General features: G+C 52.9%; 19 protein-coding genes. 9 read left to right on the top strand and 10 right to left on the bottom strand.

Annotated elements, in window-relative coordinates; all coding sequences use genetic code 11:
• Positions 1-50: 50 nt before the first annotated feature.
• A complete protein-coding gene (rpsT, locus tag VCU37_RS05165) occupies positions 51-323 on the top strand; it encodes a 30S ribosomal protein S20 (protein WP_336249568.1) in 273 nt (90 codons plus the stop codon).
• A gap of 88 nt (positions 324-411) precedes the next feature.
• On the opposite strand, the gene holA is transcribed toward rpsT, so the two are convergent.
• Positions 412-1386, bottom strand: coding sequence for a DNA polymerase III subunit delta (holA, locus tag VCU37_RS05160; RefSeq protein ID WP_336249567.1), 975 nt, complete (start codon positions 1384-1386; stop codon positions 412-414).
• A gap of 261 nt (positions 1387-1647) precedes the next feature.
• Between holA and VCU37_RS05155 the strand changes: the two genes are divergently transcribed.
• From VCU37_RS05155 to trpA, 5 genes are read left to right on the top strand one after another with little or no spacing between them, the layout of a single operon-like run.
• Positions 1648-3288 carry an anthranilate synthase component 1 gene (locus VCU37_RS05155; protein WP_336249566.1) on the top strand — a complete coding sequence of 547 codons (1641 nt, stop codon included), beginning with the start codon at positions 1648-1650 and terminating at the stop codon, positions 3286-3288.
• A 1-nt stretch (position 3289) separates the two neighbouring features.
• On the top strand, positions 3290-3931 hold the full coding sequence (locus tag VCU37_RS05150) for an anthranilate synthase component II (RefSeq protein WP_336250058.1): 642 nt from the start codon (positions 3290-3292) through the stop codon (positions 3929-3931).
• On the top strand, positions 3928-4944 hold the full coding sequence (trpD, locus tag VCU37_RS05145) for an anthranilate phosphoribosyltransferase (protein ID WP_336249565.1): 1017 nt from the start codon (positions 3928-3930) through the stop codon (positions 4942-4944). The genes VCU37_RS05150 and trpD overlap by 4 nt, the downstream gene beginning before the upstream one ends.
• Before the next feature lie 2 nt (positions 4945-4946).
• Complete coding sequence (trpB, locus tag VCU37_RS05140; protein ID WP_336249564.1) at positions 4947-7196, top strand: tryptophan synthase subunit beta; 2250 nt, start codon at positions 4947-4949, stop codon at positions 7194-7196.
• An 11-nt stretch (positions 7197-7207) separates the two neighbouring features.
• Positions 7208-8062: a tryptophan synthase subunit alpha gene (gene trpA / locus VCU37_RS05135; protein WP_336249563.1), complete on the top strand. Its 855-nt coding sequence runs from the start codon at positions 7208-7210 to the stop codon at positions 8060-8062.
• A gap of 22 nt (positions 8063-8084) precedes the next feature.
• Here trpA and VCU37_RS05130 read toward each other — a convergent pair whose 3' ends face one another.
• The 4 genes from VCU37_RS05130 to VCU37_RS05115 all read right to left on the bottom strand — a co-directional run bounded on the left by VCU37_RS05130 (position 8085) and on the right by VCU37_RS05115 (position 12025).
• The gene (locus VCU37_RS05130; protein ID WP_336249562.1) at positions 8085-10334 is read right to left on the bottom strand and encodes a ComEC/Rec2 family competence protein; all 2250 of its coding nucleotides are present in this window, start codon (positions 10332-10334) and stop codon (positions 8085-8087) included.
• Positions 10331-11032, bottom strand: a complete 702-nt coding sequence (locus VCU37_RS05125; protein WP_336249561.1) for a ComEA family DNA-binding protein — start codon at positions 11030-11032, stop codon at positions 10331-10333. Before VCU37_RS05125 ends, VCU37_RS05130 begins: the two co-directional genes overlap by 4 nt.
• A gap of 184 nt (positions 11033-11216) precedes the next feature.
• A complete protein-coding gene (locus tag VCU37_RS05120) occupies positions 11217-11627 on the bottom strand; it encodes a FluC/FEX family fluoride channel (protein WP_336249560.1) in 411 nt (136 codons plus the stop codon).
• Positions 11624-12025, bottom strand: coding sequence for a fluoride efflux transporter FluC (locus tag VCU37_RS05115; protein WP_336249559.1), 402 nt, complete (start codon positions 12023-12025; stop codon positions 11624-11626). The genes VCU37_RS05120 and VCU37_RS05115 overlap by 4 nt, the downstream gene beginning before the upstream one ends.
• A gap of 68 nt (positions 12026-12093) precedes the next feature.
• Here VCU37_RS05115 and VCU37_RS05110 point away from each other — a divergent pair, with 68 nt between their 5' ends.
• The gene (locus tag VCU37_RS05110) at positions 12094-13422 is read left to right on the top strand and encodes a D-arabinono-1,4-lactone oxidase (RefSeq protein ID WP_336250057.1); all 1329 of its coding nucleotides are present in this window, start codon (positions 12094-12096) and stop codon (positions 13420-13422) included.
• Between the two features lie 505 nt (positions 13423-13927).
• On the opposite strand, the gene VCU37_RS05105 is transcribed toward VCU37_RS05110, so the two are convergent.
• Positions 13928-19480, bottom strand: a complete 5553-nt coding sequence (locus VCU37_RS05105) for a DUF3320 domain-containing protein (protein ID WP_336249558.1) — start codon at positions 19478-19480, stop codon at positions 13928-13930.
• Positions 19481-19593: 113 nt separating this feature from the next.
• Between VCU37_RS05105 and VCU37_RS05100 the strand changes: the two genes are divergently transcribed.
• Positions 19594-20097 (top strand): ferritin, encoded by a 504-nt coding sequence (locus tag VCU37_RS05100; RefSeq protein ID WP_336249557.1) that lies wholly within the window; start codon positions 19594-19596, stop codon positions 20095-20097.
• Positions 20098-20126: 29 nt separating this feature from the next.
• A complete protein-coding gene (locus tag VCU37_RS05095; protein WP_336249556.1) occupies positions 20127-20330 on the top strand; it encodes a hypothetical protein in 204 nt (67 codons plus the stop codon).
• Positions 20331-20390: 60 nt separating this feature from the next.
• Here the strand turns inward: VCU37_RS05095 and VCU37_RS05090 are convergent, their stop codons facing one another.
• From VCU37_RS05090 to VCU37_RS05075, 4 genes are all read right to left on the bottom strand, one after another.
• A complete protein-coding gene (locus VCU37_RS05090; RefSeq protein ID WP_336249555.1) occupies positions 20391-21119 on the bottom strand; it encodes a M48 family metallopeptidase in 729 nt (242 codons plus the stop codon).
• The gene (locus tag VCU37_RS05085; protein ID WP_336249554.1) at positions 21119-22756 is read right to left on the bottom strand and encodes an alpha/beta hydrolase; all 1638 of its coding nucleotides are present in this window, start codon (positions 22754-22756) and stop codon (positions 21119-21121) included. The genes VCU37_RS05090 and VCU37_RS05085 overlap by 1 nt, the downstream gene beginning before the upstream one ends.
• Before the next feature lie 117 nt (positions 22757-22873).
• Entirely contained in the window at positions 22874-24178 is a 1305-nt protein-coding gene (locus VCU37_RS05080; RefSeq protein WP_336249553.1) for a ferric reductase-like transmembrane domain-containing protein, read from the bottom strand.
• 105 nt (positions 24179-24283) lie between these two features.
• Positions 24284-24922 (bottom strand): flavodoxin, encoded by a 639-nt coding sequence (locus VCU37_RS05075; RefSeq protein ID WP_336249552.1) that lies wholly within the window; start codon positions 24920-24922, stop codon positions 24284-24286.
• Positions 24923-25353 lie beyond the last annotated feature (431 nt).

Genomic DNA, 25353 nt, shown 5'->3' with positions numbered 1-25353 from the left:
TGGCCTGTCTACACGCCGTTAATCACATCGCAAAGGATTTTGTAGTACCCATGGCAAATATTAAGAGCCAGATGAAGCGTAACCGCCAGACCATCAAGGCGACCCTTCGTAACCGTTCCATCAAGAGCGAGCTGCACACCTACAAGCGCAAGTTCTTGACCGCGCTCGAAGCTGGCGATGTTGATGTAGCCACCGAAGCCCTTCGTGATGTCAGCCGTAAATATGATGTCGCCGTGTCCAAGGGTGTGCTACACAAGCGCACTGCTGCGAATAAGAAGAGCGGTCTTGCTGCCCGGTTGAACAAGTTGACCGCCACCGCCTAGTCGCTGGCTCACCTCGTGTTGACGTGATCAACCACGGGTAGACCTTGAAACCCCGAACCGCCCGGGCAGGGCGGTTTTTGGCGTGTCATCAGCGCAAGATTTCACGATCCGGGTTTGGTACGGCCCACACCGGACTACTTGCAATGCTCAGCACACAGCGTTCTATCGCTGCTTGAGGTCCTAAATCACCGCTCTTAATTTCTACGTCGCAGGCGGCAAGATGACCCACCACCTTTGTCATTTCACCCGGTAAGAACCGCTGACGTATGGCTTGGAATTGTTGAATTTGCCCCCGAGGAACGTACACACCCCCTTCTTTTGGTGAAAGCTGGGTCACAACGGAGATCAGTTGGCGGACCTTATAGGTCAACCCGCCCAAAATGCTAAGTGGTTCATCTCCAGCTTCGAGACACCCCCGCAAGGCTTTCAACGCACCTTCAACATCTCCAGCAAGCATCTGGTCGGCAAGGACAAACACCCCCTTTGACCCGTAACCCACCACAACGTTGGCAACATCTTCACCCGTTACCGTGGGCTGTTGTACTGAGGCGTTGACTTGCGCAACTTTTTCGCCAATCAAATCGACGTTATAACCTGCCGACTCAATAATGGCGTGTACTGCTTCGTCGTTGGCCTGTAAACCGTGGCGAGCGAACTCATCATCAACAAGGCGTTCCCAGGCGGTTGTATCAGTATCTTTGGGGACAGCTAACTCGATAAATCCATCCTGATCCTTAATGGCCTTGACCAGCTTTTTTGATGAAATCGAACCGGTTGTTGTCAATATCAATTCAGCCGCCAAATCACCTGCAAGGATGTCAGCACAGAGCACCCGACCAGCTTCAGCGGACATCGTCTCAGCATTGCGGACGACAAAGACACGTGTTGATCCAAAGAGGTCAGCAGTTCTCAAATCGGGATACGTACCTTCTCGAAGATCGGCGCCGTGGACCTCAGTGAGCGTAACGTCTTGATCATCTTGGCTCAGCGTGGCTATTTGACTGGCTACTTGCCGTTGAATCGGTAACGAGTACGGACTGGTAATAATCCATGCGCGTGCCATGTCGCCTCCTCAATGCGTGTCGGGTAAAGGGTAGCGGCCAGATACCGAGCATCACCGTTGAACGAATATCCGTTATGCACATACCAAGAGAGACGCTACAGTGTGCCCATGTTGACATCGAATCTCCGCAAATGGTGGTGGCTCTCCTAACGGCGAGCCTTGATGTCTTATTGAACAACACTCGCCGGATTGGCGGGTGTGTTTTTGTTGTTGCCCATAGCAGCCCGCTATCTGGATTCAAACCACGCAGAAGCAGGCCCTATGGAATCACCCCCTTACACACTCACCTACCCCGTTGCATACCATGCAGACGGTGGGGCTATTCTTGCGACCCTCGCTGCTCAGCGCGTTATTGCTACCATCGATGGGCGCCCTGCTGATGCGGTATTGCTCGATAGTGCCGATATTGACGCCCGTAATCAACTGACCACAATCGTGATGCTTGAAGCATCACTGCGCGTGACGTGTACTGGATCAGAGGTGGTTGCTGAGGTACTCCCCCATGCTGAATCTGATGGTCAAGCTGGCCTTGATCGTCTTGCTAGCGCACTTCCTGATGCGATACGAGAACGCACCGCAACTACATTGCGACTAAACCTTCCGGTGCGTGGAGACAACCATACGGCCACCAACTATGAAGAACATGAGCGCTTACAAGCGATATCCACGCTTGAGCCGCTCCGTATTTTGGCTAACGCCTCGGTTGACCACCCCCACCTTCCACTTGAAGTCGGTGTGTTTGCCTTTGACTATGTGGCTGCTTTTGAACCGCTTCCTCGTGTAGGAAAGGGGTTGAATACGTGTCCGGATTATTTGTTTTATGACACCCGTATCATGCTGGTGATTGATCACCCAACGAAACAGGCAACGTTGGTAGGGGTATCCCACGACCAAACAGCATTAGCCCTTCGTCTTGATCAAATTGCCAAAGCGTTGACGACCGTCAACAACCGTGTGGGTGTCCAGAAACTTGACCGATCACCCCAAGTCCATACGCGATCCATTGGACATACCAAAGAAATCCATGCAATTCCAACCATTAGTGATACTGATTTTTGCGCTACCGTAACGCAGATGCGCAGCCATATTGAGGCTGGCGATATTTACCAAGTGGTTCCATCTCGCGGATTTACGATGCCATGCCCGGACACCCTTGGGGCGTACCGGATCCTTCGAGACGCCAACCCCAGCCCCTATATGTTTTATCTGGGTACGCCCACATTCGAGCTTGCTGGCGCTTCACCAGAGTCATCACTCCTGTACTCAACTGCACCTGGCAAAGTTGCGATCCGTCCGATAGCGGGAACTAAACCGCGTGGCCTTACCGCAGATGGGTCAGTGGACCACGAACGCGACACTCGACTGGAGTTAGAACTCCGCACTGATGAAAAGGAACTCGCTGAGCACATCATGCTCGTTGACTTGGCTCGGAATGATGTGGCCAGGGTGAGTACACCTGGTACACGACGAGTCAGCGCCCTCATGCGTGTCGACCGGTACTCACGGGTGATGCATTTGGTGTCAGAGGTGACGGGTGAACTGGCAAGTGACCTTGATGCCCTTGATGCCTTTCGCGCCTCAATGACCATGGGCACCTTGACCGGTGCACCGAAATTGCGTGCTGCCGCGCTGATTCGTGAAAGTGAAGGGATACGACGTGGTTCATACGGGGGCGCCGTGGGCTATTTACGTGGTGATGGTGAATTTGATACCTGCATCGTTATCCGTTCTGCCTTCGTTAAGGATGGGATAGCCCTTGTTCAATCCGGTGCTGGGGTGGTGCATTCCTCAGTACCCGAAATGGAAACTGCTGAAACAGTGCACAAAGCACGCGCGGTACTTGAAGCCATTGCCAAGAGCCAAGGGGCTGTACTCGTGATCAACCAAGACGGTGAGTGTTGAGATGCGTATCGTGCTCTTGGATAATTACGACTCATTTGTCTATAACCTTGTTGATCAATGTAGGGTACTGGGGGCAACAACGGCGGTGTACCGCAATAGTGCGCCGCTTAGCCAGGTCCTCGCCGCCCTCGAACCAACTGCCACTGAAGAAGCTGAAGGTATTCGGCCACTACTCTGTGTTTCGCCAGGCCCCGGTCACCCACGTACAGCTGGCACATTAATGGCACTTACCGAAGCCGCGCTGCGCCGTGGGATTCCCTTCCTCGGGATTTGTCTTGGGTTCCAAGGTCTGGTGGAACAATGTGGCGGATCCATCACTCGGATTGAGCCGGTTCATGGACAAGCCGACCGAATCTACCTCACCGCCGCTGGTCGACAAGAGCCAGGGTTCGTATCCCTCGCATGCAGTCACCTTGACGTCGCACGATACCACTCACTTGGTACACGACGGCTTCCCGACTCGCTCGTACCCCTAGCCCATACCGGCGACGATGTTGTGATGGCTGCCAAACATCACACACAACCGGCTATCGGCCTGCAATTTCATCCCGAATCGCTTTTGACTGGGCAAGGCCCAGCACTCTTAACGGCCCTTATTGGTGTGCTCACCGGGGCAATGAACAATGCAAGGAGGCGTACATGAGTACGTTATTACCCGCTGTCCAAGAACGTATCCAGGCGGTTGTTCAAGGTGAACGGCTGAGCCAAATCGAAGCCCATTCAGTTTTTGAGTCGCTCAGTAATGGGTTGGTTCCCGACGTAACGATCTCGGCGTTGCTCGCTGCCCTCCGTGCCCGAGGGGAAACCGCTGCGGAAGTGGCTGGCGCAGCCCAAGCGTTTCGTGCCGCAGCCGTCCCCTTTCCCCATACCGGCTTAGACCTGATTGACATTGTGGGTACCGGCGGAGACGGACATCACACCATCAATATCTCTACCGCTGCCGGTCTTGTTGGAGCCTCAATGGGATTATTTGTCGCCAAACACGGGAACCGCTCCGTGTCCTCACTAACTGGTAGCGCTGATGTCATCACGGCACTGGGTATTCCTATAGAACTTGAACCGGGTAGCGCCGCAGAAGCGGTCAAACAGGACCACTTTTGTTTTCTTTTTGCCCAGCGCTACCACCCGGCAATGCGCTATGTGGCTCCTATCCGCAACATCCTGGCCACCCCAACGGTATTTAACTTATTGGGACCACTCGTTAACCCTGCCCCATTGGCCTATCAAGTCATGGGGGTAGCAAATCCTGAGGTTTTAGACATGATCGCACAAACGCTTGCGTGCCTTGGGCGTAAAAAAGCACTCGTGGTCCACGGCTCCGGGGTTGATGAGATTGCCTTACACGGGCCGACTGAAATACGTGAAATTGACCGCAACGGTATACGCACGTACACGGTGACCCCTGAGTCATTGGGAATGCACACCTGGACCCTTCAAGACCTCGTTGGTGGTGACTCGGCAACGAACGCCCAGGCACTCAACGCGGTATTTGAAGGCAACGGAACGCAAGCCCACAAAGAAACGGTGGCCGTAAACACCGGCGCAATGTTATATACCGCCGGCCAGGCCGCCTCTATAGCAGAAGGTGCGCAAGCAGCGTTGGAACACATTCAGCGCGGTGCGGTCGCTGATCACCTTGCAACTATGAGGAAATAGCTATGTCTACCCCTATCCCTTCATCCCGCGTTCAACCTGAGAATGTACTTAAACAGATTATTGCCACTCGCACGACCCGACTTCCTGAACTTCGTGCACAGTATGGCCATCTTCGTGGCGTACAGCTTCCGCGTTCAACACGATCACTCGAAGCAGCGCTACGCACGCGTTCTGAACAAGGAGCGCCTCGCGCGATTGGCCCCGCCCTCGTTATGGAGTGCAAGTCAGCGTCACCAACCTTGGGCACCATCCGCCAGCACTATGACCCAGCGCGATTGGCCCAACAGTATGCCCCCTATGCGGCGGCCATTAGCGTGCTAACCGAACCTGATCGTTTTGGTGGTACCTTCACCCATCTCACCGCCGTTAGCAAGGTCGTACACCAACCGGTGATTTGTAAAGACTTCATCATCGATCCCATTCAAATTCACGCGGCACGCCATGCCGGGGCAGATGCGGTCCTCCTGATGCTTTCAGTCCTTGATGACACGGCCTACCAACAGTTTTCAGCGCTGGCGTCCGCACTCGGCATGGATGTCTTAACCGAAGTGGGCGATAAAGACCAGCTCAATCGTGCAATCGCACTGGGGAGTCGCATCATCGGCATCAATAATCGTGATTTACGCACCCTCTCAACCGACCTTGGGAAAACAGAAACCTTGGCCCCGCACGTCCCTCAGGGGGTTATTGTGGTTGGGGAATCAGGGATTCGAGACCGTAATGACGTCACGCGACTCACCCCATTCGTTGATGCCCTCCTGGTTGGCTCGCACCTCTCTGGCGCTGATGACCCCGCAACCGCGGCTCGTGACCTCGCCGGAGGGCAACCCTCCATGGGGCCAGACAGCTTGATCCACGATGATGCCATATTGCAGTGGAAACCGCGTTCGAGTGCGCAACTCGGTGACCAAGAACCGCATCAGCATGACCCGTTACGACAAGAACCGGAGCAGAACACCGTGCTACCGGCCTATTTTGGTTCCTTTGGCGGCCAATATGTGCCAGAGTTATTGATCCCTGCCCTGGACGAACTTGAAGCTGCGTTTGTCGACGCCATCGACGACCCGGGATTTATCGCGGAGATCAATGCGCTGTTACATCGGTATTTAGGACGACCCACCCCCGTCACCGAATTACGCAATCTTCCTGGTCATCATCGGGCACGCATTCTGTTAAAACGTGAAGATCTCGTACATGGGGGTGCCCATAAAGGGAATCAAGTACTTGGCCAAGCACTATTAGCCAAGCGCATGGGGAAGAAACGTGTCATAGCCGAAACGGGAGCCGGTCAGCATGGGACTGCTACGGCGATGATATGTGCGCTGTTAGGACTGGAATGCACCATTTATATGGGGGCCACTGATGTGGTCCGCCAAGCCGCCAATGTTGAACGGATGGAGTTGATGGGCGCAACCGTCATTCCCGTCACGGCAGGGTCAGGCACATTAAAAGACGCCGTAAACGAAGCCTTACGGGATTGGACGGCAACGTTTGGTACCAGCCACTATCTACTGGGTACGGCAGCCGGCCCACATCCATTCCCGACAATGGTGCGTGAGTTCCACCGGATTATCTCAACAGAAGCCCGTGCCCAGGTGCTCGCCCATACTGGTCGCCTCCCCGATGCCGTGGTTGCGTGCGTGGGTGGTGGGTCGAATGCGATTGGCACCTTTGCAGAGTTCATTGATGATGCGTCTGTCACCCTCTACGGTGTTGAACCCGCAGGGAAGGGCCTCCATACCGACCACCACGGCGCACCAATTCATGCGGGCAAAACGGGTCTCTTACACGGAACACACTCGTATTTGATGCGCACTGATGATGGCCAAGTGCTTGAATCGTATTCCATTTCTGCAGGACTGGATTATCCGGGGGTTGGTCCTGAACATGCCTGGTTAGCCCAAACAGGCCGTGCCACCTATGTGGGGGTAACCGACGATGAGGCTGTTGCAGCATTCTGTGCGCTTGCTCGCCATGAAGGCATCATCCCTGCCCTCGAATCATCCCACGCCCTTGCCCATGCGTTCCACCTCGCTGACGCGGCGCCTGACAGCCAAGACCCTCCGGTCATTCTTGTGTGTTTATCTGGCCGTGGCGATAAGGACCTCGACCATGTGCGCGACTATCTCGGCGGTTCGTTTAGCGATGATGGTGCTGTTGCCAGAGCGGCTGAACTCGTTGACCACGCCCGTGCATATCCTCACGGCTCATCGTCAATCCCTTCTTCGGCTGACCAACCCACAACGATGTAAAAGAGGTTCCTATGTCTCGTTATCCTGACTGTTTTAACCGGTTGGCCAAGCGCCAAGAAGGAGCATTGGTGCCCTTCACGATGGTTGGAGACCCCGACATCGAAGGAAGTTTGGCCGTTATTGATGCCCTCGTAGCGGGTGGTGCTGACGCTTTAGAACTTGGTATCCCCTTTTCTGATCCTGTAGCCGATGGCCCAGTTATTCAATCAGCGCATATTCGTGCGTTAGCTGCCGGTACCACGGCGTCAAGTGCATTTACGCTGCTGGGCACCATACGTTCTCGGTATCCTGACATACCAATCGGATTGTTGGTATACGCCAACTTGGTACACAGTTTGGGGTTGGCCACCTTTTATGAGATGTGTGCAACTGTAGGTGTTGACTCGGTCCTCATTCCCGATGTTCCGATTAGAGAGTCTGCTCCATTTACAAACGCGGCTCGCAATGCAGGGATTGATCCGGTGTATATCGCACCCCCTTCAGCAACCCAACCCACGCTCGACGCCGTGGCAACCGCAACACACGGCTATGTGTATGCCGTCTCCCGAGTAGGCGTTACCGGCACCGACCAAGAAGCTGAAACCACCGACCTTCCGAAGATTGTTGCGGGGCTTCGCACAGCTGCGTCGGCACCTATTTTGCTTGGGTTTGGTATCTCCCAACCCACCCATGTTCGAGCGGCGCTGGTAGCCGGTGCTGATGGGGCGATCACCGGTAGTGCCGTGGTGAAGATCATTGAATCTCATGTAGCGGTTTGGGAACAGGAGCCAACGACTGCGCAGGTGCAATCCTTACAGCAAGAGCTAGAAGCCTTTATTGCTTCAATGAAAGCAGCTACACACCGCCCAGAACTCGTTTCACCATAAGGCCCCAGCGGGCGACTCGGTGTTATAAGGCAACGGTGCACGTTCCATCGCGGTCGGTGCGATGTACACGCATGGCCTGTAACTGGTTGAGTACCGCGTGATGAGGATGACCGTACGGGTTGTCCTTCCCACAACTGATGATGGCCAGACTGGCTCCACAGTGTTCAAGAAAGCCTGGTGCGTTGGTATCCCCACCGTGATGGGGCACTTTGAGCACATCACATGATGACGAGCTGGTGTCCATGGCCCACTGGGCCTGAGCTTCAGCGTCACCGGTGGCGAGAACACGTACCCCAGACGGGCCAGTAATGCGCAAGACCACGGAAGCGTCATTGGGTTCGAGACCTTGATCGGTGCGCGAGGGGTGGAGTACCTCTACCGTCACGTGCCCAACGATGATGCGATCCCCTTTGGCAATCTCGGTGAGGGGCACCTGATGGGCAGCCACAATCGCTCGGATATCAATCGTGCGCGGCGCCTCAGCTTCAACATGTGCTGGGCTTGCCATGACCTGTGTACATCGCGTTGATCGTAATACGGCGTCTAACCCACCGGTATGATCAGTGTGGGCGTGGGTGATGATAACGGCATTCAGTTCAGCGATCTGTAATCGGCGAAGATGCTGACGAATGATCTCACCGTCCGGGCCCGTGTCGATCATGATCCACCCACTGGTTGGGTCACCCACTAAGAGCGCATCACCTTGACCGACGTCTAAGACGATGAATTGAGCCTGGCTGGGGAGCCGATGGGTGAGTATGAGCCCAGAAAACCACCGGACCGCAATGAGGATTGCCACCGTGTTGAGCACAAACTGCCCTCTAGAGATTATTGGTCCGCGGTAGGCACCGCTGGCCAGTTGTAGGGCAATCCATCGTGTCAGCAGACGGTTGAGGATCAGTACACCAACACTGAAGGCCGCAATTGTATTAACCAGGATAAAGAAATCAGCTCGGTTCGGATCAGCAAACCAATGCGCTATACCAAGTACAACCCGTATGGGATACGAGGTTGCTTGAGCAAGCCAAGTAGCCACGTCGTCGTTAATCGTGGCCAGCACCGTTGTCCCTACGGCCCCCCATTGGGCAAGGGTGGCCACTGGTGCAGCGATAACATTCGCCCATGGGCTTGCCGGTTGCAACGCTAATCCATAGACCAGGAGGACGGGAGTTGTAACGAGGTTTGCCCCAAGGGAAGCACCTAGCCCTTGACCGACCATGCTGACAATGCTGGGTATCTCATCTGCGATGAGTCGTTTCATCACAGCGACTCCGGCCAGTACTCCGACCGTTGCCCCCACCGAGAGCGCAAACCCAGCTTGTTGACCAATCCGAGGGTCCACGAGGAGTGCACCGGCTACGGTCATGGCCAAGCTCTGTGGCACATGGGCTGGTCGACCCAGTACCCCGGCACTCAATATGAGGGATGCCATCACTGCCGCGCGCACCACACTGGGATCAGCTCGGACAAGCCACACAAACCACCAGATACCAAATAAGGTAAGCAGGCGACCAATCTGTCGGCCAAGGGCAAGTAACCAAACGAACGCCAAGATGGCACCACTAATCATCGCAACATTTGACCCACTCACCGCAGTCAGGTGGCTCAGCCCAGATGTACGCATAGCCGCACGGTCATCGTTTGGGAGTAACCGATCATCACCAATCGCAAGTCCCTTAAGTAGCCCGGCATGGGCACGATGCAAGGGTTTGGTCACCTTGGCGAGTCGTTCATGAATACCGGCCGTTGAGCGATCCCACCATGAGGTCGGGCCTCCGATGTACCGAGTTGGACCACGAATAGTTGCCTGTATTCCTCGTCGGTTGAGGTACTGCCCAAATCCACCCGATGGCGGACTCATGCCGCCTTCTATGGTCAACCGGGTGCCGGCATAGCCATCAAGCGTGGCTTGTACCCAAACGACCTCACCGATGAGCTCTGGATAGTCATTCGCCTGCATAATAACGGCTGGGGCACCGTACTGGGTGGGATCGTCACGGAGTTCAACCTGGAGCACAAGGGGTGTTCCGTGTTGGGACAGGTCACGTAGTGGGCTGGGATTGGATGTCCACATGGTGATAGCCATCACGCCGAAGCCAGCGACCAGTCCGATTGCTGCAAGGATTGGCACCGGCTGCCAGGAGCGATGCCAACTCAATACGATGACCACCAAGCAAAGACAGCCACTACCCACCCCAACCCAGGGATGATAGTACACCAAGGTGCCTATCCAAATGCTCGCAGCCAGGACGGCGGCTTGGTATGTATTCATGGGCGGAGGTAGTCACGCAACCGATCAACGGTTTTGCGCCCAATACCCGGTACCGCTTCGAGATGGTCAACAGCGGTAAACGGACCATGTTCTTGTCGATAGCCAACAATCGCTTCTGCTGTTTTTGGTCCAACACCAGGAAGTGCTTCAAGCTCTTCTTGGCTGGCGGTATTGATAGAAATACGCCCTTGTCCATCTGGGTTGCCTTTGGCGGTACCGGATACGGGACCTGGTGCTCCCGGTGGTGGTGGTGGGATTGGCTCTCCACGCGCAGCCACGATGAGTTGTTGGCCGTCCGTCAGCGGCTGAGCGAGATTGATCGACCGTTCATCCGCCTGGTCGGTAAACCCTCCTGCTGCATTGATTGCAGCTTCAGCTCGTGAACCTGGGCTGAGTTCAACGACGCCTGGGCGGGTGACAGCACCAACGACGTGGACTGCGATAGCAGTTGGCGCCGGACTCGCTGAATGCAACACATCATGCTCGGAATCCTGGGGTAAGGAACTTGGTGGTATCGGCGCGGATGAAGATGCGCTGATGATTATGGGTGAAGGTGGTGCCGTTGAAAACTGTTCCATCGTTTTTGGTTGGGTCAACCACCAAGCCAGTGCACTTAACACCACAATCACACCGATCAGGGCCGCAATGTCCCTCGGACGCATCGTCCACCATACTGGTGTGTTGGTTGAATGAGCCATAGCAACAGCATGTCAATACCTACACATGCCTTTCAACCCTCTATATCTACCTGTGGATTATTTTGAGCTATATCCAAAACGTGTGGATAATTATCTACCCATTCCAATCGTCTTAATACTGATTGATCACGTGTGATTGATTGACCGCTTAGCTCTGTTCTTGAGCCAGGGACCCTATCGTTCGTTACATCACCACGGTGCCGACAACCAAGCTTGTGGATAACAAAAGTAAGCCACCAATGGTTGATACCGCGGCGTAGGTGACTGCCATATGCCACTGCCGGTTCATACAGAGGGAGATGAGTTCCACACTAAATGTTGAATACGTTCCTAAGGCGCCACAAAAACCAATTGATAGGGTCACGAACTCAACCTGGGAGTGATCAATGACCGTGGATACCACGCCAAGAAGCAAGCAGGCAAGCATGTTGGCCGCAAACGTACCCAAGGGGAAATGGGCCCGCGGCGTGCCTGGTGTTTGCATGAATGCATCGAACCTTGCACCAAGATCAACTGGCTTCATGACATGCCCGAATACCCAGCGCAGGACGGCCCCCAGTCCACCACCGAGGAACACACCTAAGAGCATCATCATTGAATAGCCTTTGGTAAAATGCGAACCGAATAGTGCCCTGCGAGGGCGCCAAGGGCGCAACCCATTGGCATGACGATCATAACAATGAGAAACGCAAGAATCTGGTGGGTTACAGCCTGGTCAACAAGGATAAAGATTGCCGTAGAGAAGGTAGTGAATCCGCCACAGAATCCTGAACCTAGGGCTGGTAATACCCATGACGGGTGTTGGGCTCGAGCGGCTGTCCATGCGATCAGCAACCCAAGGCAAAAACTCCCCAGGAGGTTCACCGCCCATATCCCGACGGGGAAGGCGAAGAGGTCACTCAACGCCCAACGGAGTGCACTGCCTAGCCCTCCACCCAAGGCTACCCAGCCCATTGTGGCGGCTGGGAATTGGATTCTTGCGGTTATATCCATATGAGGAAGCATAGAGGTCATGAACGCATTGTGGTACAACATCACTCCCGACGTTTGGAGACCTCGTGATGGTAGTGAGCCTTCCTAAGCCTGCTGGTGTGGCAGTAGTAGATCATCCCTGGCGTTCTTCATCAGGTGCCGTAACCGCCCATCCACATGTTCTTGCCTATCCCCGATCTATAGAAGCGCTCAGCGAAATTATCTGTGAGGTTGCTGAACGTGGTGGCACGATTCGTCCCGTTGGTGAAGGGCAGTCGTGTAACCCGATTATGGCCACCAATGACACGATGGTGAGCCTGGCTCAACTCAACATCCCCATGGTGGAGGTTAATGATACGGGGCCACGTCCGCTCGTAACGATGAATGCCGGGGCTGCTATCGGTGCGATAGAGGTGGCCCTCAGCAGCTACGGCTGTGCACTCCCCCAAGTATTTTCACCTAACGCCACTGCAACGTTGGGAGGGCTCATTGCAACCGCCGGGCGTGGGGAGGCAGCGATAGCCCCACCGCTACATGCTCACATCTTGGCGATGGAAATTGTTGATGGGATCGGCCATCGACGTTGGCTAACACACGAAGACGCCCTATTTGCGACGCGCTGTTCCTTGGGCACCTTGGGGGTCATCACTCGTGTAGCGATGCGGGTCCAGCCAGATACCAACTATGGCATTACCCGAGTTCGTGTACCGATGGAGGCCGTTTTTGCCGACTTTGAGGCTCATACCCAGGACCATGATGTGGTGTGGTTTGACTGGCTGCCCCACTCTAATCAGGCCTTGTTAACGATGATGGATAAGACTGATGAACCCGTGACGCCGGGAGGTAAGGCAGCTATCCGTCGTTTAGCACGACGAGGAATGCACACATTGGCTGCCAATTTCCGCCTCCCTCGACACCTTGCAGCAACGGGTATGGCATCACTCTGGTCAACGAATGAGGAGGTCCAAGCCGCTGCTCACGCTATCCCACCCAAGGACGTGCGTGGGGTACACCACATGGGTGCTGTATTACCAGCAGCGACGTGGAAGGACGCCATCTATGCCCTTTATGACGTGATGGTGAGTATGAATGTACCCGCCCCGCTTCCTGTACAAATTACTGCCGTTGCGCACGATACGAGTGCCTGGTTGAGTCCAGCAAGTAACGGACCAGGTGTGCAATTAACCTTGGCTGCAATCCCAGGGACCCGGCCTGGCCCTTGGTTTGGGGCGGCCATGGATGTGCTTCTCCATCACGGAGGACGACCCAATTGGGATGGGGTACATCGGTTGAGTCTCGAACAAATGCACGAGCTCTATCCCGAGATCACATCATTCAATGCGGTTCGTACCGAGTTTGATCCAGCGGGTGTTTTTTCTGGGGTGCAGGTTGCAACCTTGCTCGGACGAATACGATAAAATCTCACTCCATGTAATGAGGAACCTACAAAAAGTGTTTTAATAGCGCATTTCCCCAACTCTCTGGCAGAGTGTTCTGTGTTACCGCAAGCAACATGCAATGGAGTTCCTCATGTCTATCAACACTGTTACCGTCCTTGGCCTCATGGCTGCACTATTGGCCGGTCTCGTTGTTGATGCTGAGGTTTCAATTGCTGCTTAAGGTAGCAACAACACTGAACACACCCGTTTTTATATAATAAAAACACATACAAAAAGCCTGGCCTTAGGCCAGGCTTTTTGCATATTATAAGACACTATTCATATACTCACTCACTTAGTGCAATATCTACTATACTAATTGTATTTATATAGATAACTAATGGTATTATCGGCATTATTAGAACTATCATTTCTCCTCAAGGTAGAGGTGAAAGAACACCGAACAACGACAAGATGTCTGCATATCCTTTCAGAACAACAATCGACCTGGCGTAGCCAGGTCGATTACCGTTTGAACTACTCATTAAGAAGATGATCGGGTTAACCCACCACCTTGTTCAGTGATGAGTCCACGATGAAGTAACTGGTCAATCGTGGTTTCAATACGACGGCGAATATCTGGTCCCGTCCGTTGAAAACCCAGTACCGTAGCAACGGCAGGAATCAGGTTCGTACGTTCAATACCTATCGCATCATCAATCGTACACAAAATTGCGTACTCAAGTTCTTCCGGTGCAATTTGATCAATCTTACGGACACAATCAGGTGTATTTCGTCGTACCACCATTGGTACTTCTGAAGATGCGTACAAGAAATCATCTCGGACCATTACATCAGCAAGTTCTATGGCCCCTCGTATGGTTTCCTTTATTCTTGACCCCACGCTATCTATTGAGCTGTGTTCACGAATGCGGGTATTAACCAAACTCATATGAATAGGTGCCTCAGCACGTACAAGCGTTTCAATGAAGTCTTTGATCCGTACTGCGTTGATTGGGTTACGAATATCGACTGAGTCAGGAATATCCTCAAGGTCAGCGATCGTGTAATCCTGCACCCAGGATGGATTGTCATCCAACTGAATCTCAACTGACTGGATTTCAACAACCGAATCCTGCTCTTGATAATCGGGCACACTCATACGCCCTACAACAGGTTGAGCTGCGGCAGTTTCGAGCACAGCTTTCAACCGTTCTTGTTCACGGGAGCGATAGCGATACCAGTCCGTCCCCCAAATATGGTGCAATTGCCAACCAAGGCCTTCGAGAATCTCATGACGCAGGCGGTCACGGTCACGGGCTGCCCGGCTGGAGTGATACATCGCACCATCACACTCCACACCGATCATGAATGCGCCAGGCTGGTCGGGATGTTTAACACCAATATCAATGCGATACCCAGCAACCCCCACTTGCGGTTGCACTTCGTAGCCAAGGGATCGAATGTAGTCAACCACTGAATCTTCGAATGGTGACTCCGTATCACGCCCCTCAGGACCTAATTCGAGACTAAGGGCAACAGGGCCACGCTCGGCATAATCCAAATAACGCTTAAAGTGGCGGACACCTGCTGACCCCGTTTCTCGAATATCAGAGGCACTCATGGAGCTCACCACTTCGATCAGTTCCTTAGCCCGGGTGACGGCCACATTTAACCGACGTTCGCCACCTTCTCCGTTAATCGGACCAAAAGTGTTATAGACCCGACCGTGTTCATCTGGCCCATAGCCAATGGAAAAGATAATGACATCACGCTCATCACCTTGAACCTTTTCGAGGGTCTTTATAAAGAACCCGTGACTGCGGTCATCGGTGAAATACTGGTCTAAATCGGGACGTTCTTTACGTGCTAACTCGACTGCATTGGCAACAGCTTCTTCTTGGGCTATAGAAAAGGTCACCACACCAAGACTCTTGGTTGGCCGAGTCGTAAAGTGATGCATCACCCGTTCAGCCACCTTTTTGGCTTCAATCGGATTCGTTCGTCCCTTGCTTCGCATGTATACGCCCGGCACTTTGTAAAAGTTCACCCCAGCATCTTCAGATTTATCCAACGCCCCTGGGAACGTAATGAGTTTTGACTCATAGAAACTCATATTTGAAAATGCAATCAGGTGTTCGTGTCTGCTGCGGTAGTGCCAGTTCAGTGTTTGTTGCCTGAATGCCCCACTTGCCTTCATCAAATCCAAGATGGATTCATAATCCTTGGACATGTGCTCTTCGCCTTCTTCATCCAGGTCAGTACCCATCGTCTGGAAGAAATCGGTCGGAGGCAACTGTTTTTGATCACCGGCAACAATGACAGCCGATGCACGATAGAAGCAATTAATCGCATCACCGGGACGTACCTGACTGGCTTCATCAAAAATAACGACATCAAACATGCGCTCTGGCGGCAAATACTGGCTGACGGAATGCGGGCTCATCATAAAACAGGGATGGAGGCGAAGAATCACATCACGCGCCTGGTTGATCAAGTCATAGACCGGAATGTGCTTACGCTTTTTCTCGGCTTCACGCTGAATAACACGTGCTTGGCCATCAAGTGAACGTGGACGCCGGTCAAGTCCTTTTTCAATAATCGTGCTAATCGACGAACGCTGGAGTTGTTTGTCCAAATCACGGAATTGGATCACTAAGTCATCTCTAGACGCAGCACCTGAGAAACTAAATCGGTGGTCTACCCCTAATTGCGCATCAATCCATGATCGGTACACCGTGGCTAATAAGAAAGCGTGAACCTTCTCTGGCGGCAATTTAAGCGTTAAGGCATAGCTCACAGCATCGCCAAGGCCAAGGTTTTGTGCCTTTGCACACTGCTCTTGGAGTTCAAACCACTGCATTAACCCTTCTGCCTGAGCATTAAAGGCGGAAAAAAGATCATATGCACTGGCATAGTCACTACTGTCTTCTCGAAGTTCCGCTTGGCGTTCGGGTGTAAACCATTCAAGGAATTGCTCTGCCAACGTTTGGTAGCGGCTCACCAGTGAACCAGACTCGGCAATCGGGTAGCTCTGGGCCAACGCATCAAGTTGTTCAGGGGTATACCGATGAGCACTTGGTCGTTGGGTTACCGCCGTATGCATCGCTTTGATCCACTCAACCTTACGCATGAGCACTTCAGCTTCATGCAATGACGGCCTCTTTGCCTCCTGGTCAAGAGGGGCAGCGGCATGAAGTGCATGACGGGCTTGTGTTGCGGCTTGAAGTGCGCTATCAGCCCAGGTTCGCAAATAGGCAACCGCAACATAGGTCTGAATCGGTACGTCCGGCCCAAGCTGTTGGAACCGCATCACTACCCGTACAAGATCTTCGGCTATACCGATACGTTCGTTCAGTCGGGTTGTAACTGTTCCAAGTGCAGTCGGCACCACGCCATCAGCCTGTGTCCATTTTAAATGATTGGTCTGGACATCATGCAAGAGCTGTTGTACGGCTGCCCCATATTGACGAGCTGCGGCTTGTTTACCCGAGTCAAGCACCAGTTGTTCAGCTTCGTGGGGATGAATAATCGTCACCCCTTGCACCTGCTCAGTGACTTGGATCGTACGGCGTATCTTCTCCCAATCAAGCCCTGCATCCGGTGTTAAGAATGATGCAAAGACCGTTTGAGCTTGTGCGTTTAATTCCTGATAGCGCTGGCTCGCTTGCGCCCATGCCTGCGCCTCAGGTAGGTGTTCAACAGCGTCCTTCCATGGCAGTGGTGAGATTTCACCGATCAGTTGACGTAAGCGTTTATGGTCACTTCCAAGCCTGCCAAAAAGGCCTGTCGATGTGGACGCAAGCTGCTGAATTTCACTTAAGTCAACCTGTAAGGCTTGTTCAGTAAATACCCCTTCTACCGCTTGTGCCGTTTGACTAAGTTGGCCATAGGCATCATGCATCCCAGTTGCTACTTGTTTAGCAGTTGCCAATGCCTGTGGATCATTGATCCACCCCACATGAGGGGGGAATTGGCTGGTCATCACCTGGGCAAAACGGATAAGTGCAGCCACACCATCAAAGGTGGTGGGTACCTCAGCTCCAAGATGGTTGGCAAGCGCCTGTATCGCTTTTTCTAACGTGTCGACCTTCGTTTTACTGGCAACAAGCCCATCACGAATACCAATCATGTGACGGGCCGTTGTTTCACCGGTCAGTCCAGGAATCTGCCCCGCGGCTATATCACGAGCCGGTAACTGATGTTCAGCCAGTGGACGTACCTCTGCCCAGTTATTGCCAAATTGTTCTTCTATCTGACTGATGACCTGGTCTAATTCGACCGTACGTTGGTGATATCGAGCCACGGCTTGTATCAGTGCAGGGATTGCCGTGACCGTCAACCAGTGGTTGTGATGAAAGGACGGTTCTCGATGCCAGGTTTCGAGCAACGTAGCAACACGTTGTAAATCAGACCCGCTATTAAACCCAAAGCGTTCACGAATGGCGGTAGTTTCTGACAAGAGCTGTTGAATCTGCTCAAGAACAGGCAATATCTGTTGGAAGAGATAGCGAGGATCTTGGCGATTGATCGCACCATACCAAAGAGCATGCTTACCCTTTAATGCGGTAGGCCACAGGGCGGTGAGGCTCGCAATCAACTGTTCAAGGTCAGCCATTGTCTCGGCAGTAATCGTCAACGGGTCAAGCCCAAACGGTGGCCCCTGAACATCATTATGGAGGGCTTCAAGACGACCGAGCAGATCAAAGAAACTCATACCCAGGGGTTCACGGATTTCATTGGCTGCAGTCACATAGCCAGTCAGTTGCTCACGGATATCACGCAACCGACTCATTTCGACTTGACTCATGCGTGGCGGAGCTACGGGTTGGGTGACCAAAGCCTGGCCCAATTGGGCGGCAACAGCCTTCCGATTCGCCTTCTTGCTATGAAGCTCAAATAAAAACGGACCTAGCCCGTTATCGGTCAATCGGTCACGCACCACATCCAAGGCCACAGCCTTTTCTGAGACAAAGAGCACACTTTTCCCTGCATCAATCAGTGCCCCAATAATATTGGCGATCGTTTGGCTCTTACCCGTACCTGGTGGCCCATTCAGAATAAAGCTCTTGCCTTCCACTGCTGCTTGGATAGCTGCACGCTGACTCGAATCTGCGTCAAGGACAAGCGGAGTTGTTTCTGGTTCTGCAACGGTGTCAATGGTGGTGTGATCAACCGGTTCAAAATCGAAGGGAGATGCATCAGAACCAAGCCCGCCACCGATTGCACGAATAATCGGAGACTGCACGATCTGGGCTTCATTGTCCAACAAATCGCGATACATCGCCTCGTTCGCAAATGCGAATACATCAAGGCAGGCACGATCCTGAATACGCCATCCTGATGGCCAGTCAAGACTGCGATACCTTTCCAGCACATCATCAATACGGCCTTCTTCGACAAGGGCCATCATCTCTTCAGCTGGTGGGAGCTGGATACCAAATTCCTCATAGAGTTTGATACTCAGTGCTGGGTTAATAACCGCATCATCTTGAGAGAATTGGATATAGGGACGCGCTCCGGGCCGGTCAGATTCTAATACGACTGGAATCAATACCAGCGGACTGCGTCTCGCATCGCCACGGGTATGTTCTGTCCACTCCAATTCACCAAACCCCGCATAAAGCACACGGATACCCCTATCCATGTATTCGTCACGGGCTTTGATTTGTGTCTGGCGAAGGGACTTATCTACTTCAGCTTGAGTTTTTTGGGTAAAGACACAGGCCGCATGCTGAGCATCATTAACCACGCCCATTTCATAAATAAGGACGTCCTCATCGTCGATGATTCCATCCCCGTTGAGGTCCGTAAGGGCTTCGGTTGGTTTTAACCCGACAACATATGTTTCTTGGGATGATGCAATCTGGGTATAGACCTGTGCGGCAGTCTGCTGAACGAACTCGATGGTACGTGAGCGTGTCGGCCTAAAATTTAAAAGTCGGTTGTTACCATCAAGGTTCACCAACGCATCACGCCATTGGCTGAGTGCTTGTGCAACTTGCGGAGCAACTGGTTCACCCCCATCCAAATGCTGATCTTCGGGCACTTGTGGGGCATTGCCCCCAAACGGCGAGAACATATCGACGGCCACCATCTACCTCCACGTACATTGCGTAGGCCTACGTAGTGAACCATCGGCCAAGGGATGATACGGCATAAGTACTTCAGCAAAGCAATCGCAAGCGAATACTCCGCTAGACTCAGCGTATGGAATTAAATAAAGAACTTACCGACGCATTCAATACCCAAGTCACACTTGAACTGACCGCAGCCATCGTGTACCGCCAGCTCTCCATCGATATGCAGAGCCTGAATCTTCCCGGTATCGCAGGGTGGTTTAAAGCCCAATCAGCCGAAGAAGAAGAACACGCTGACAAATTCATCAGCCACATGCTGGACCGTGACGCCACTCCCCTTCTTGGCGAGATCCACGCCCAGCCAAAGCATGTCACAACTGTGCTAGAAGCCTTTGAAGCCGCATTGGCTCACGAACAGAAGGTTTCTGAGGCTATTCGTGACATCTACCGGTTAGCCCAATCCAACGGTGATATTGACGCCTACCCCCTATTGAACTGGTTTGTTGACGAGCAGCTTGAAGAAGAAGCCACGGTCACAGAAATTATTGGACGGATCAAATTGATCGGTGATGATGGGCACGGCCTACTCCGGCTTGATGAAGAACTGGGTGCCCGTGCCGGTGCTGGTGATTAGCACCCGTTCACACTAGTGGGAACGTCACCATGCGTAGCACCATCATCCTTTCCATCGTCGCCGCTGCTCTCTTGACGGCTTGTTCAGGTCAGCCAAGTGAGAATGCCACGGCCACGGCCATACCTAACGATGTGACGGCAAGCCCGGTAGCCGCTACACCTGAAGCGGTCAGCCCACAGGCGGTTACACCTCAAGCGGTAACGCCCGAAGCCGTTCCAGCAGCATCTGAATAGCACACGAACATCCCGACATTCTCCGCCCACCTTTTCGTTGGTGGGCGGTTACATGTCCAATTAGGTGCATAGCTCGCTCCGTGCCGCATCGTTCAACATGCGCTTGCGTTCTTGCCAATCAGGAAGAAACGTTGCCATCAATGACTTGAACCGTGCATTATGGCTACCTTCGAGTAGGTGCACCAGTTCATGCACAACGACGTACTCCAAACACATCGGGTCATACTTGGCAAGTTCAGTGTTGAAGCGAAGCACACCGGTTTGTGGCTGACATGTCCCCCATTTGGTTTTCATACGCCGGTAGGCAATACGGTGAACGAGCTGACCAATGACGGGTTGCCATTGGGCAACAAAGGGTGGAATAACCCGTTCGCTCTCTTGGCGGTACCACCGATCAAGCACCGTTTTGCGGGTACTCAGGTCAGCGTTGTGCGGCGTTGACAGGGTTAACTCCTGTCCATCAAATTGTGCACGACTCCTCTGTGCATAAGTGATGCGCAGCGGTACACGCTGGCCCCACACCAGATGCATTTCACCGGTGATGTACTGGTAGTCGGCGCATTGGCCAGAAGATTGCATTTCCTGTTGGTGCGCCTGAATCCAGGCCCAACGCCCTTGGATGGCTTCACGGACTCCTTCTAATCCCACGTGAAACGGTGCGGATACCCGAACCATACCGGCAGGCGGTCTCACCGAGATATTGATGTTCTTGATCGGCTTAAATATCACGTCCACAACCGTCCCCTGGACGGTGAGCTTTACGTGTTGTGGGGTGCGTTTGCCTCGCATTATGATGATGCCACGACGTCAATCCCTCGGACCTCTACGGCGCCTTCGTTGGCTTCGATTGTTACTGTTTTAATCTCACCTGCAGTGACCGAATCCGGTAGGGCAATCCGAATCGTCCCTAGCCGATACGTACCATTGTCATCCGTGGTGGCACGGTTCTTTAATACACTGTCACTCGGTGCTATGGATTGATCCCAGGTCTTACCATCAGCGAGTGTTACCCCAATGGTGATGGGTGTCCCAGGTGACTTCGCATCTGGCGCCCCAACGGGTGCGAGGTGAACGGCCAGCATCGTTGCACCAGCCACATCCACATTGGCTTTGGCTGCTTTGAGATGACTGACCTCATTCACCACTTCCATCACTCCCTGTTCAGGCTCAGGGCAGGGATTCTCTGCAGGAACCGGACTCATCGGGTCACTATGCCGGCAAACAGCTGCCGTACCCGGTTTCAGTGCCTGCAAATCGCTTGGTCCGATGTGGGTCACCTGCGTCCCAATGGTATGCGCAAGCCAGGTGACTGGCTGTCCGGCCAAGGTATCGGGCAGTGGCGCATTGCTGGTAACCCCCAGAGAGTCAGCTTGCCCTTTAACGGTTGTATTAAACCAGGCCGCTGCCACCGTGGTGAGGAGTTGTTCATGCGCACGAGCGTCGGGGCAGGCCACAACATCACAGGCGGTGCGCTCATCTTGTCCGGTTGATGACAAGGCACGGTTCACGAGCAAATGCCCGAACCCGGGTAGCGATGCCGCTAATGCAGGAGTCGTGCGTTCGGTACCAATGTGCTCAGCCAACCACAGATTAGCGGAAGCCCCAACATCAAGGTCAGCCTCTCCAGCCAATGCAAGATAAGGGATATCGGGACCTGCGGGTGAGAACTCGTTGGGATCAAACGTGTCATATGAAGGCCCGTATGCCAAGACGCTTTTGACATGGTCAGCGCCTAGCGTTTGTATCGCCGTATCAACCATCATGCCTGATCGTGAGTGCACGAATAACCCCACATGGTCAAGATCGACATGGCGAATAGCATCATCAAGGCCATAGGTTGCTGTGGTCCCGGAGATATCACTACGCAAGGCATTAACCAGGGTGCTGACCGTTTGGGTCCACAGGGCACGTTGGTCATAAGGATCATTGAGTCGATCACCTATGAACGCACCTGATACATCGGGAATCAATGCTGCATAGCCCTGAGCAGCCAGATGTTCACCTAAATAGGTCATGCCTCGATCAAAGCGCAGTTCCTCCACACCTTCTGGACACGGGTAGGCAAATTGTTCATTGGCACAATTGGGTACGCGAAGGTGGCTCACCACGATGAGTGGCGCGGGGGAGGCCTGTTCTGTTGGGACCACAAGTACCCCCCGGATTGGTGCACGATACTCCCCTGTTTGCGCATTCCCTAAATCAACTTCACTAATCATGGCCTTCCCACCGGGAGAGGTTGAAACCGTTCGTGGGGCAAACGAACGATCTTCAGGCGCATGGGGACCATCGGCGATAGGAACTATCTCAGCTTCATTACCCGCATCTGTCGGTTCAGGCGTTGTTGATGTTGACGGGGCTGGAGTCTGTGCACATGCCGTAAGCAGTACCGTTAATACGGTGGCTCCCGCAATCCAGAACTTCCCCATCCCCGCTTCTCCTTACCTCGTGCCATCAGCTTATGCGGATTTGTGCTGCCCAGGGTAAAGGGTGTACCCGTACCGCGATGGCCTCTTGAGAAGAATGCGATGACAAGGAAACGTTAGTTACATGGTCAACCGTTCATCCACAATGTGATGGGCTGGGACACCAAGGCCAACGAGTACATGGTGCATTTTAAGGACCGCGCTCGCCCCACCGACGATGACATAGCGCGCACACGAGAGGTCTTCACCCATCAGTTCAGCAATCGCTTCAGGTGTGTACCGGTGAATCTTGCGGTGATAGACCGTCTCTTCATGTGCTTCCTGAAGCGCTTCGAATTGATCGACATAGTAGAAGTCATCTTCGGTATGCACCGTGTGAAAAATGGTTACCGGTCGAATGGCGGCATAGCCCAAGGCCAAACTCAAGATAGGGGCAATACCTGTTCCCATGCCGATCAGCACAAGTCGTTGGGTTGGTGAATCGTCACGCAAAACACGGTTGAATCGGCCAAACGGTCCTTCGAGTTGCACAGTCGTATCAATTGGCACTTTGCTGATGTGTTGGGTGAAATCACCAAGTTCACGAATCGTGAATGTTAATAATCGTGTGTGAGGTGTTGTCTTTGGGTGGTGGGTAAAGGCCTCAAGATTGGTTGCTTCAACTGCAGGCGTATATGTTGCGGAGAATGGATGGGGTTCTGGCGATATTGCCGTTGTACCCCTAAACGAAAGAAAATAGAAGTCACCCGGTTCGTATCCAGGCGCTTGCTCATCAAGGCGGATCACAAGTTGATGGGTATCACGATTTAATGGCGTATTGGATAACACATATCCACGACGACGTTTTGATTCATTAACCACTGCTTTGGCCCATAGATATGTGCCAACAGCAAACACGGTGTACGCATCAATGACGATGAGAAAACCGGGAATGCTAGCAATTTTAGTAATGACGTGGACGTGAACGAGAATCAAGCCGATAACCACAAAGTGGAGTTGATGAATACGCACCGAAACTTGGTGTTTGAGTATACGGGTGACACGCTGCTTTATTCCCCTAGCGATGGGCATACGATCAACTAACCAACCACTCAGGAAGAAAATCGCATAGAGCAGGCCAAAAATAGCTAAATACCACGCAATCTGGCCAGTCCAATACACGATTGCCTTAGGTGTCTTTGTATTAAATACGTGAATGGTTCCTGCACCGAGTGCGAGAACCCCGAGAAAACCGTGGATGAAATATATTTCTGGGAGACCAATTCGCCGGTCAAGCCAACTCGGGCGCGCTGAGAGGGCCACACTGATAAGCCACCACACGTAGCAGATCGTGCCCAAATCATAAATGACGATTTTTTCTAAGGGTGCATCTAGCCCCATATGCAATAGGAGTACGAGTGGAGCAGGTAATACGAACAAGACCACAAACCAGGTTATAAACCAGGCGAGAGGATACCGTTTTAACACAACTAATCCCTTGAACACTCTTTGGTGTGCACATGTACTGATTACACGTGCACACCAAAATGGTTAGAACCCTAATTCCTTTAGCCAGGCTTCAACCGCATCTTTCGATTCAGCCGATTTCGGTCCTTCTATCGGTAGGCCTTTTAAGACCTTTTCACCCGAATACTTCTTTTCCATGAAAGTTTGTACACCACCCATTTCTGAGCCTTCATGGGTTACAAACGGCACGATTGTCTTTCCTTTGAGATCAACACCATCAAGGAAGGTTTCGATAATTTTGGGGTATTCGTCGTACCAGACAGGGGCACCAACAAAAACGGTGTCATAACCCGACACATCAGGGAGCGGATTTTTAATCTCCGGACGGGCGTCTGAATCCAGTTCCTTTTCAGCAACTTCAACGGTTTCGTCATAGGTATCTGGGTAGTCCTTGGCCGGAACAATCTCGTACTCATCAGCCTTCATGTAGTCCTTGATGAACATAGCCACACGTTTGGTATGCCCGATATCAAGGTCTCCGCCTTCAATTCCTTTCGTGCGTGAGAAGTACACCACCAGGGCTTTAGCATCTCCGCCACCAGAAGCTGCACCTGACTCTGATGCCCCGGTTGCCGATGTCCCAGATTGGCTACAGGCGGTCAACATCAGTACCAAACTAGAAATGAGCGCTACCAACCAGCTAACGTTGCGACGAATATTCATATAAGGCCTCCTTCATTTCTCTGTTACTTGATACACGTGAAAATAAAGGTTTCCTTAAGACTTCGTCAACTGTTTTCAGAGAATAAATGAAAATAAATCATCTTTTTACACCCTCGCCCTTGGTATTCATCACCCCTGGTTAGAGGCCTTTTGGCCTGGTGGTGGCAAGAATTATGCGGTTACACACCACGAGGACCCCGATGCGCGTATGCGTATCGGGGTCCTGAACCGTTACCGGTTTGTGGGATTGAGAACGACCTCCTGGCTAGTTCTCATTCGTTTTGGCAGTAGCCGGTGAGAAGGCACAGGCTTGTAATGAGCCCACGCTGTACCCACAGATCACGCGGGTTGGGGGTTTACGAGTCGCACCCGGCGCTAACCACGTCGCCGTCTCAGGCAATAAGGCATCCTTACCACTCAACACCACCGGC

Origin of the sequence: Stomatohabitans albus, assembly GCF_036336025.1 — a bacterium.
Taxonomy (GTDB): domain Bacteria; phylum Actinomycetota; class Nitriliruptoria; order Euzebyales; family Euzebyaceae; genus Stomatohabitans; species Stomatohabitans albus.
This window is presented reverse-complemented; position numbering and strand designations above follow the sequence as displayed.

What these genes read in the sequence shown, in the direction of transcription:
- rpsT (WP_336249568.1), top strand. Translation starts at nt 51, where the DNA reads ATGGCAAATATTAAGAGCCAGATGAAGCGTAACCGCCAGACCATCAAG.
- holA (WP_336249567.1), bottom strand. Translation starts at nt 1,386, where the DNA reads ATGGCACGCGCATGGATTATTACCAGTCCGTACTCGTTACCGATTCAA.
- VCU37_RS05155 (WP_336249566.1), top strand. Translation starts at nt 1,648, where the DNA reads ATGGAATCACCCCCTTACACACTCACCTACCCCGTTGCATACCATGCA.
- VCU37_RS05150 (WP_336250058.1), top strand. Translation starts at nt 3,290, where the DNA reads ATGCGTATCGTGCTCTTGGATAATTACGACTCATTTGTCTATAACCTT.
- trpD (WP_336249565.1), top strand. Translation starts at nt 3,928, where the DNA reads ATGAGTACGTTATTACCCGCTGTCCAAGAACGTATCCAGGCGGTTGTT.
- trpB (WP_336249564.1), top strand. Translation starts at nt 4,947, where the DNA reads ATGTCTACCCCTATCCCTTCATCCCGCGTTCAACCTGAGAATGTACTT.
- trpA (WP_336249563.1), top strand. Translation starts at nt 7,208, where the DNA reads ATGTCTCGTTATCCTGACTGTTTTAACCGGTTGGCCAAGCGCCAAGAA.
- VCU37_RS05130 (WP_336249562.1), bottom strand. Translation starts at nt 10,334, where the DNA reads ATGAATACATACCAAGCCGCCGTCCTGGCTGCGAGCATTTGGATAGGC.
- VCU37_RS05125 (WP_336249561.1), bottom strand. Translation starts at nt 11,032, where the DNA reads ATGGCTCATTCAACCAACACACCAGTATGGTGGACGATGCGTCCGAGG.
- VCU37_RS05120 (WP_336249560.1), bottom strand. Translation starts at nt 11,627, where the DNA reads ATGATGATGCTCTTAGGTGTGTTCCTCGGTGGTGGACTGGGGGCCGTC.
- VCU37_RS05115 (WP_336249559.1), bottom strand. Translation starts at nt 12,025, where the DNA reads ATGGATATAACCGCAAGAATCCAATTCCCAGCCGCCACAATGGGCTGG.
- VCU37_RS05110 (WP_336250057.1), top strand. Translation starts at nt 12,094, where the DNA reads ATGGTAGTGAGCCTTCCTAAGCCTGCTGGTGTGGCAGTAGTAGATCAT.
- VCU37_RS05105 (WP_336249558.1), bottom strand. Translation starts at nt 19,480, where the DNA reads ATGGTGGCCGTCGATATGTTCTCGCCGTTTGGGGGCAATGCCCCACAA.
- VCU37_RS05100 (WP_336249557.1), top strand. Translation starts at nt 19,594, where the DNA reads ATGGAATTAAATAAAGAACTTACCGACGCATTCAATACCCAAGTCACA.
- VCU37_RS05095 (WP_336249556.1), top strand. Translation starts at nt 20,127, where the DNA reads ATGCGTAGCACCATCATCCTTTCCATCGTCGCCGCTGCTCTCTTGACG.
- VCU37_RS05090 (WP_336249555.1), bottom strand. Translation starts at nt 21,119, where the DNA reads ATGCGAGGCAAACGCACCCCACAACACGTAAAGCTCACCGTCCAGGGG.
- VCU37_RS05085 (WP_336249554.1), bottom strand. Translation starts at nt 22,756, where the DNA reads ATGGGGAAGTTCTGGATTGCGGGAGCCACCGTATTAACGGTACTGCTT.
- VCU37_RS05075 (WP_336249552.1), bottom strand. Translation starts at nt 24,922, where the DNA reads ATGAATATTCGTCGCAACGTTAGCTGGTTGGTAGCGCTCATTTCTAGT.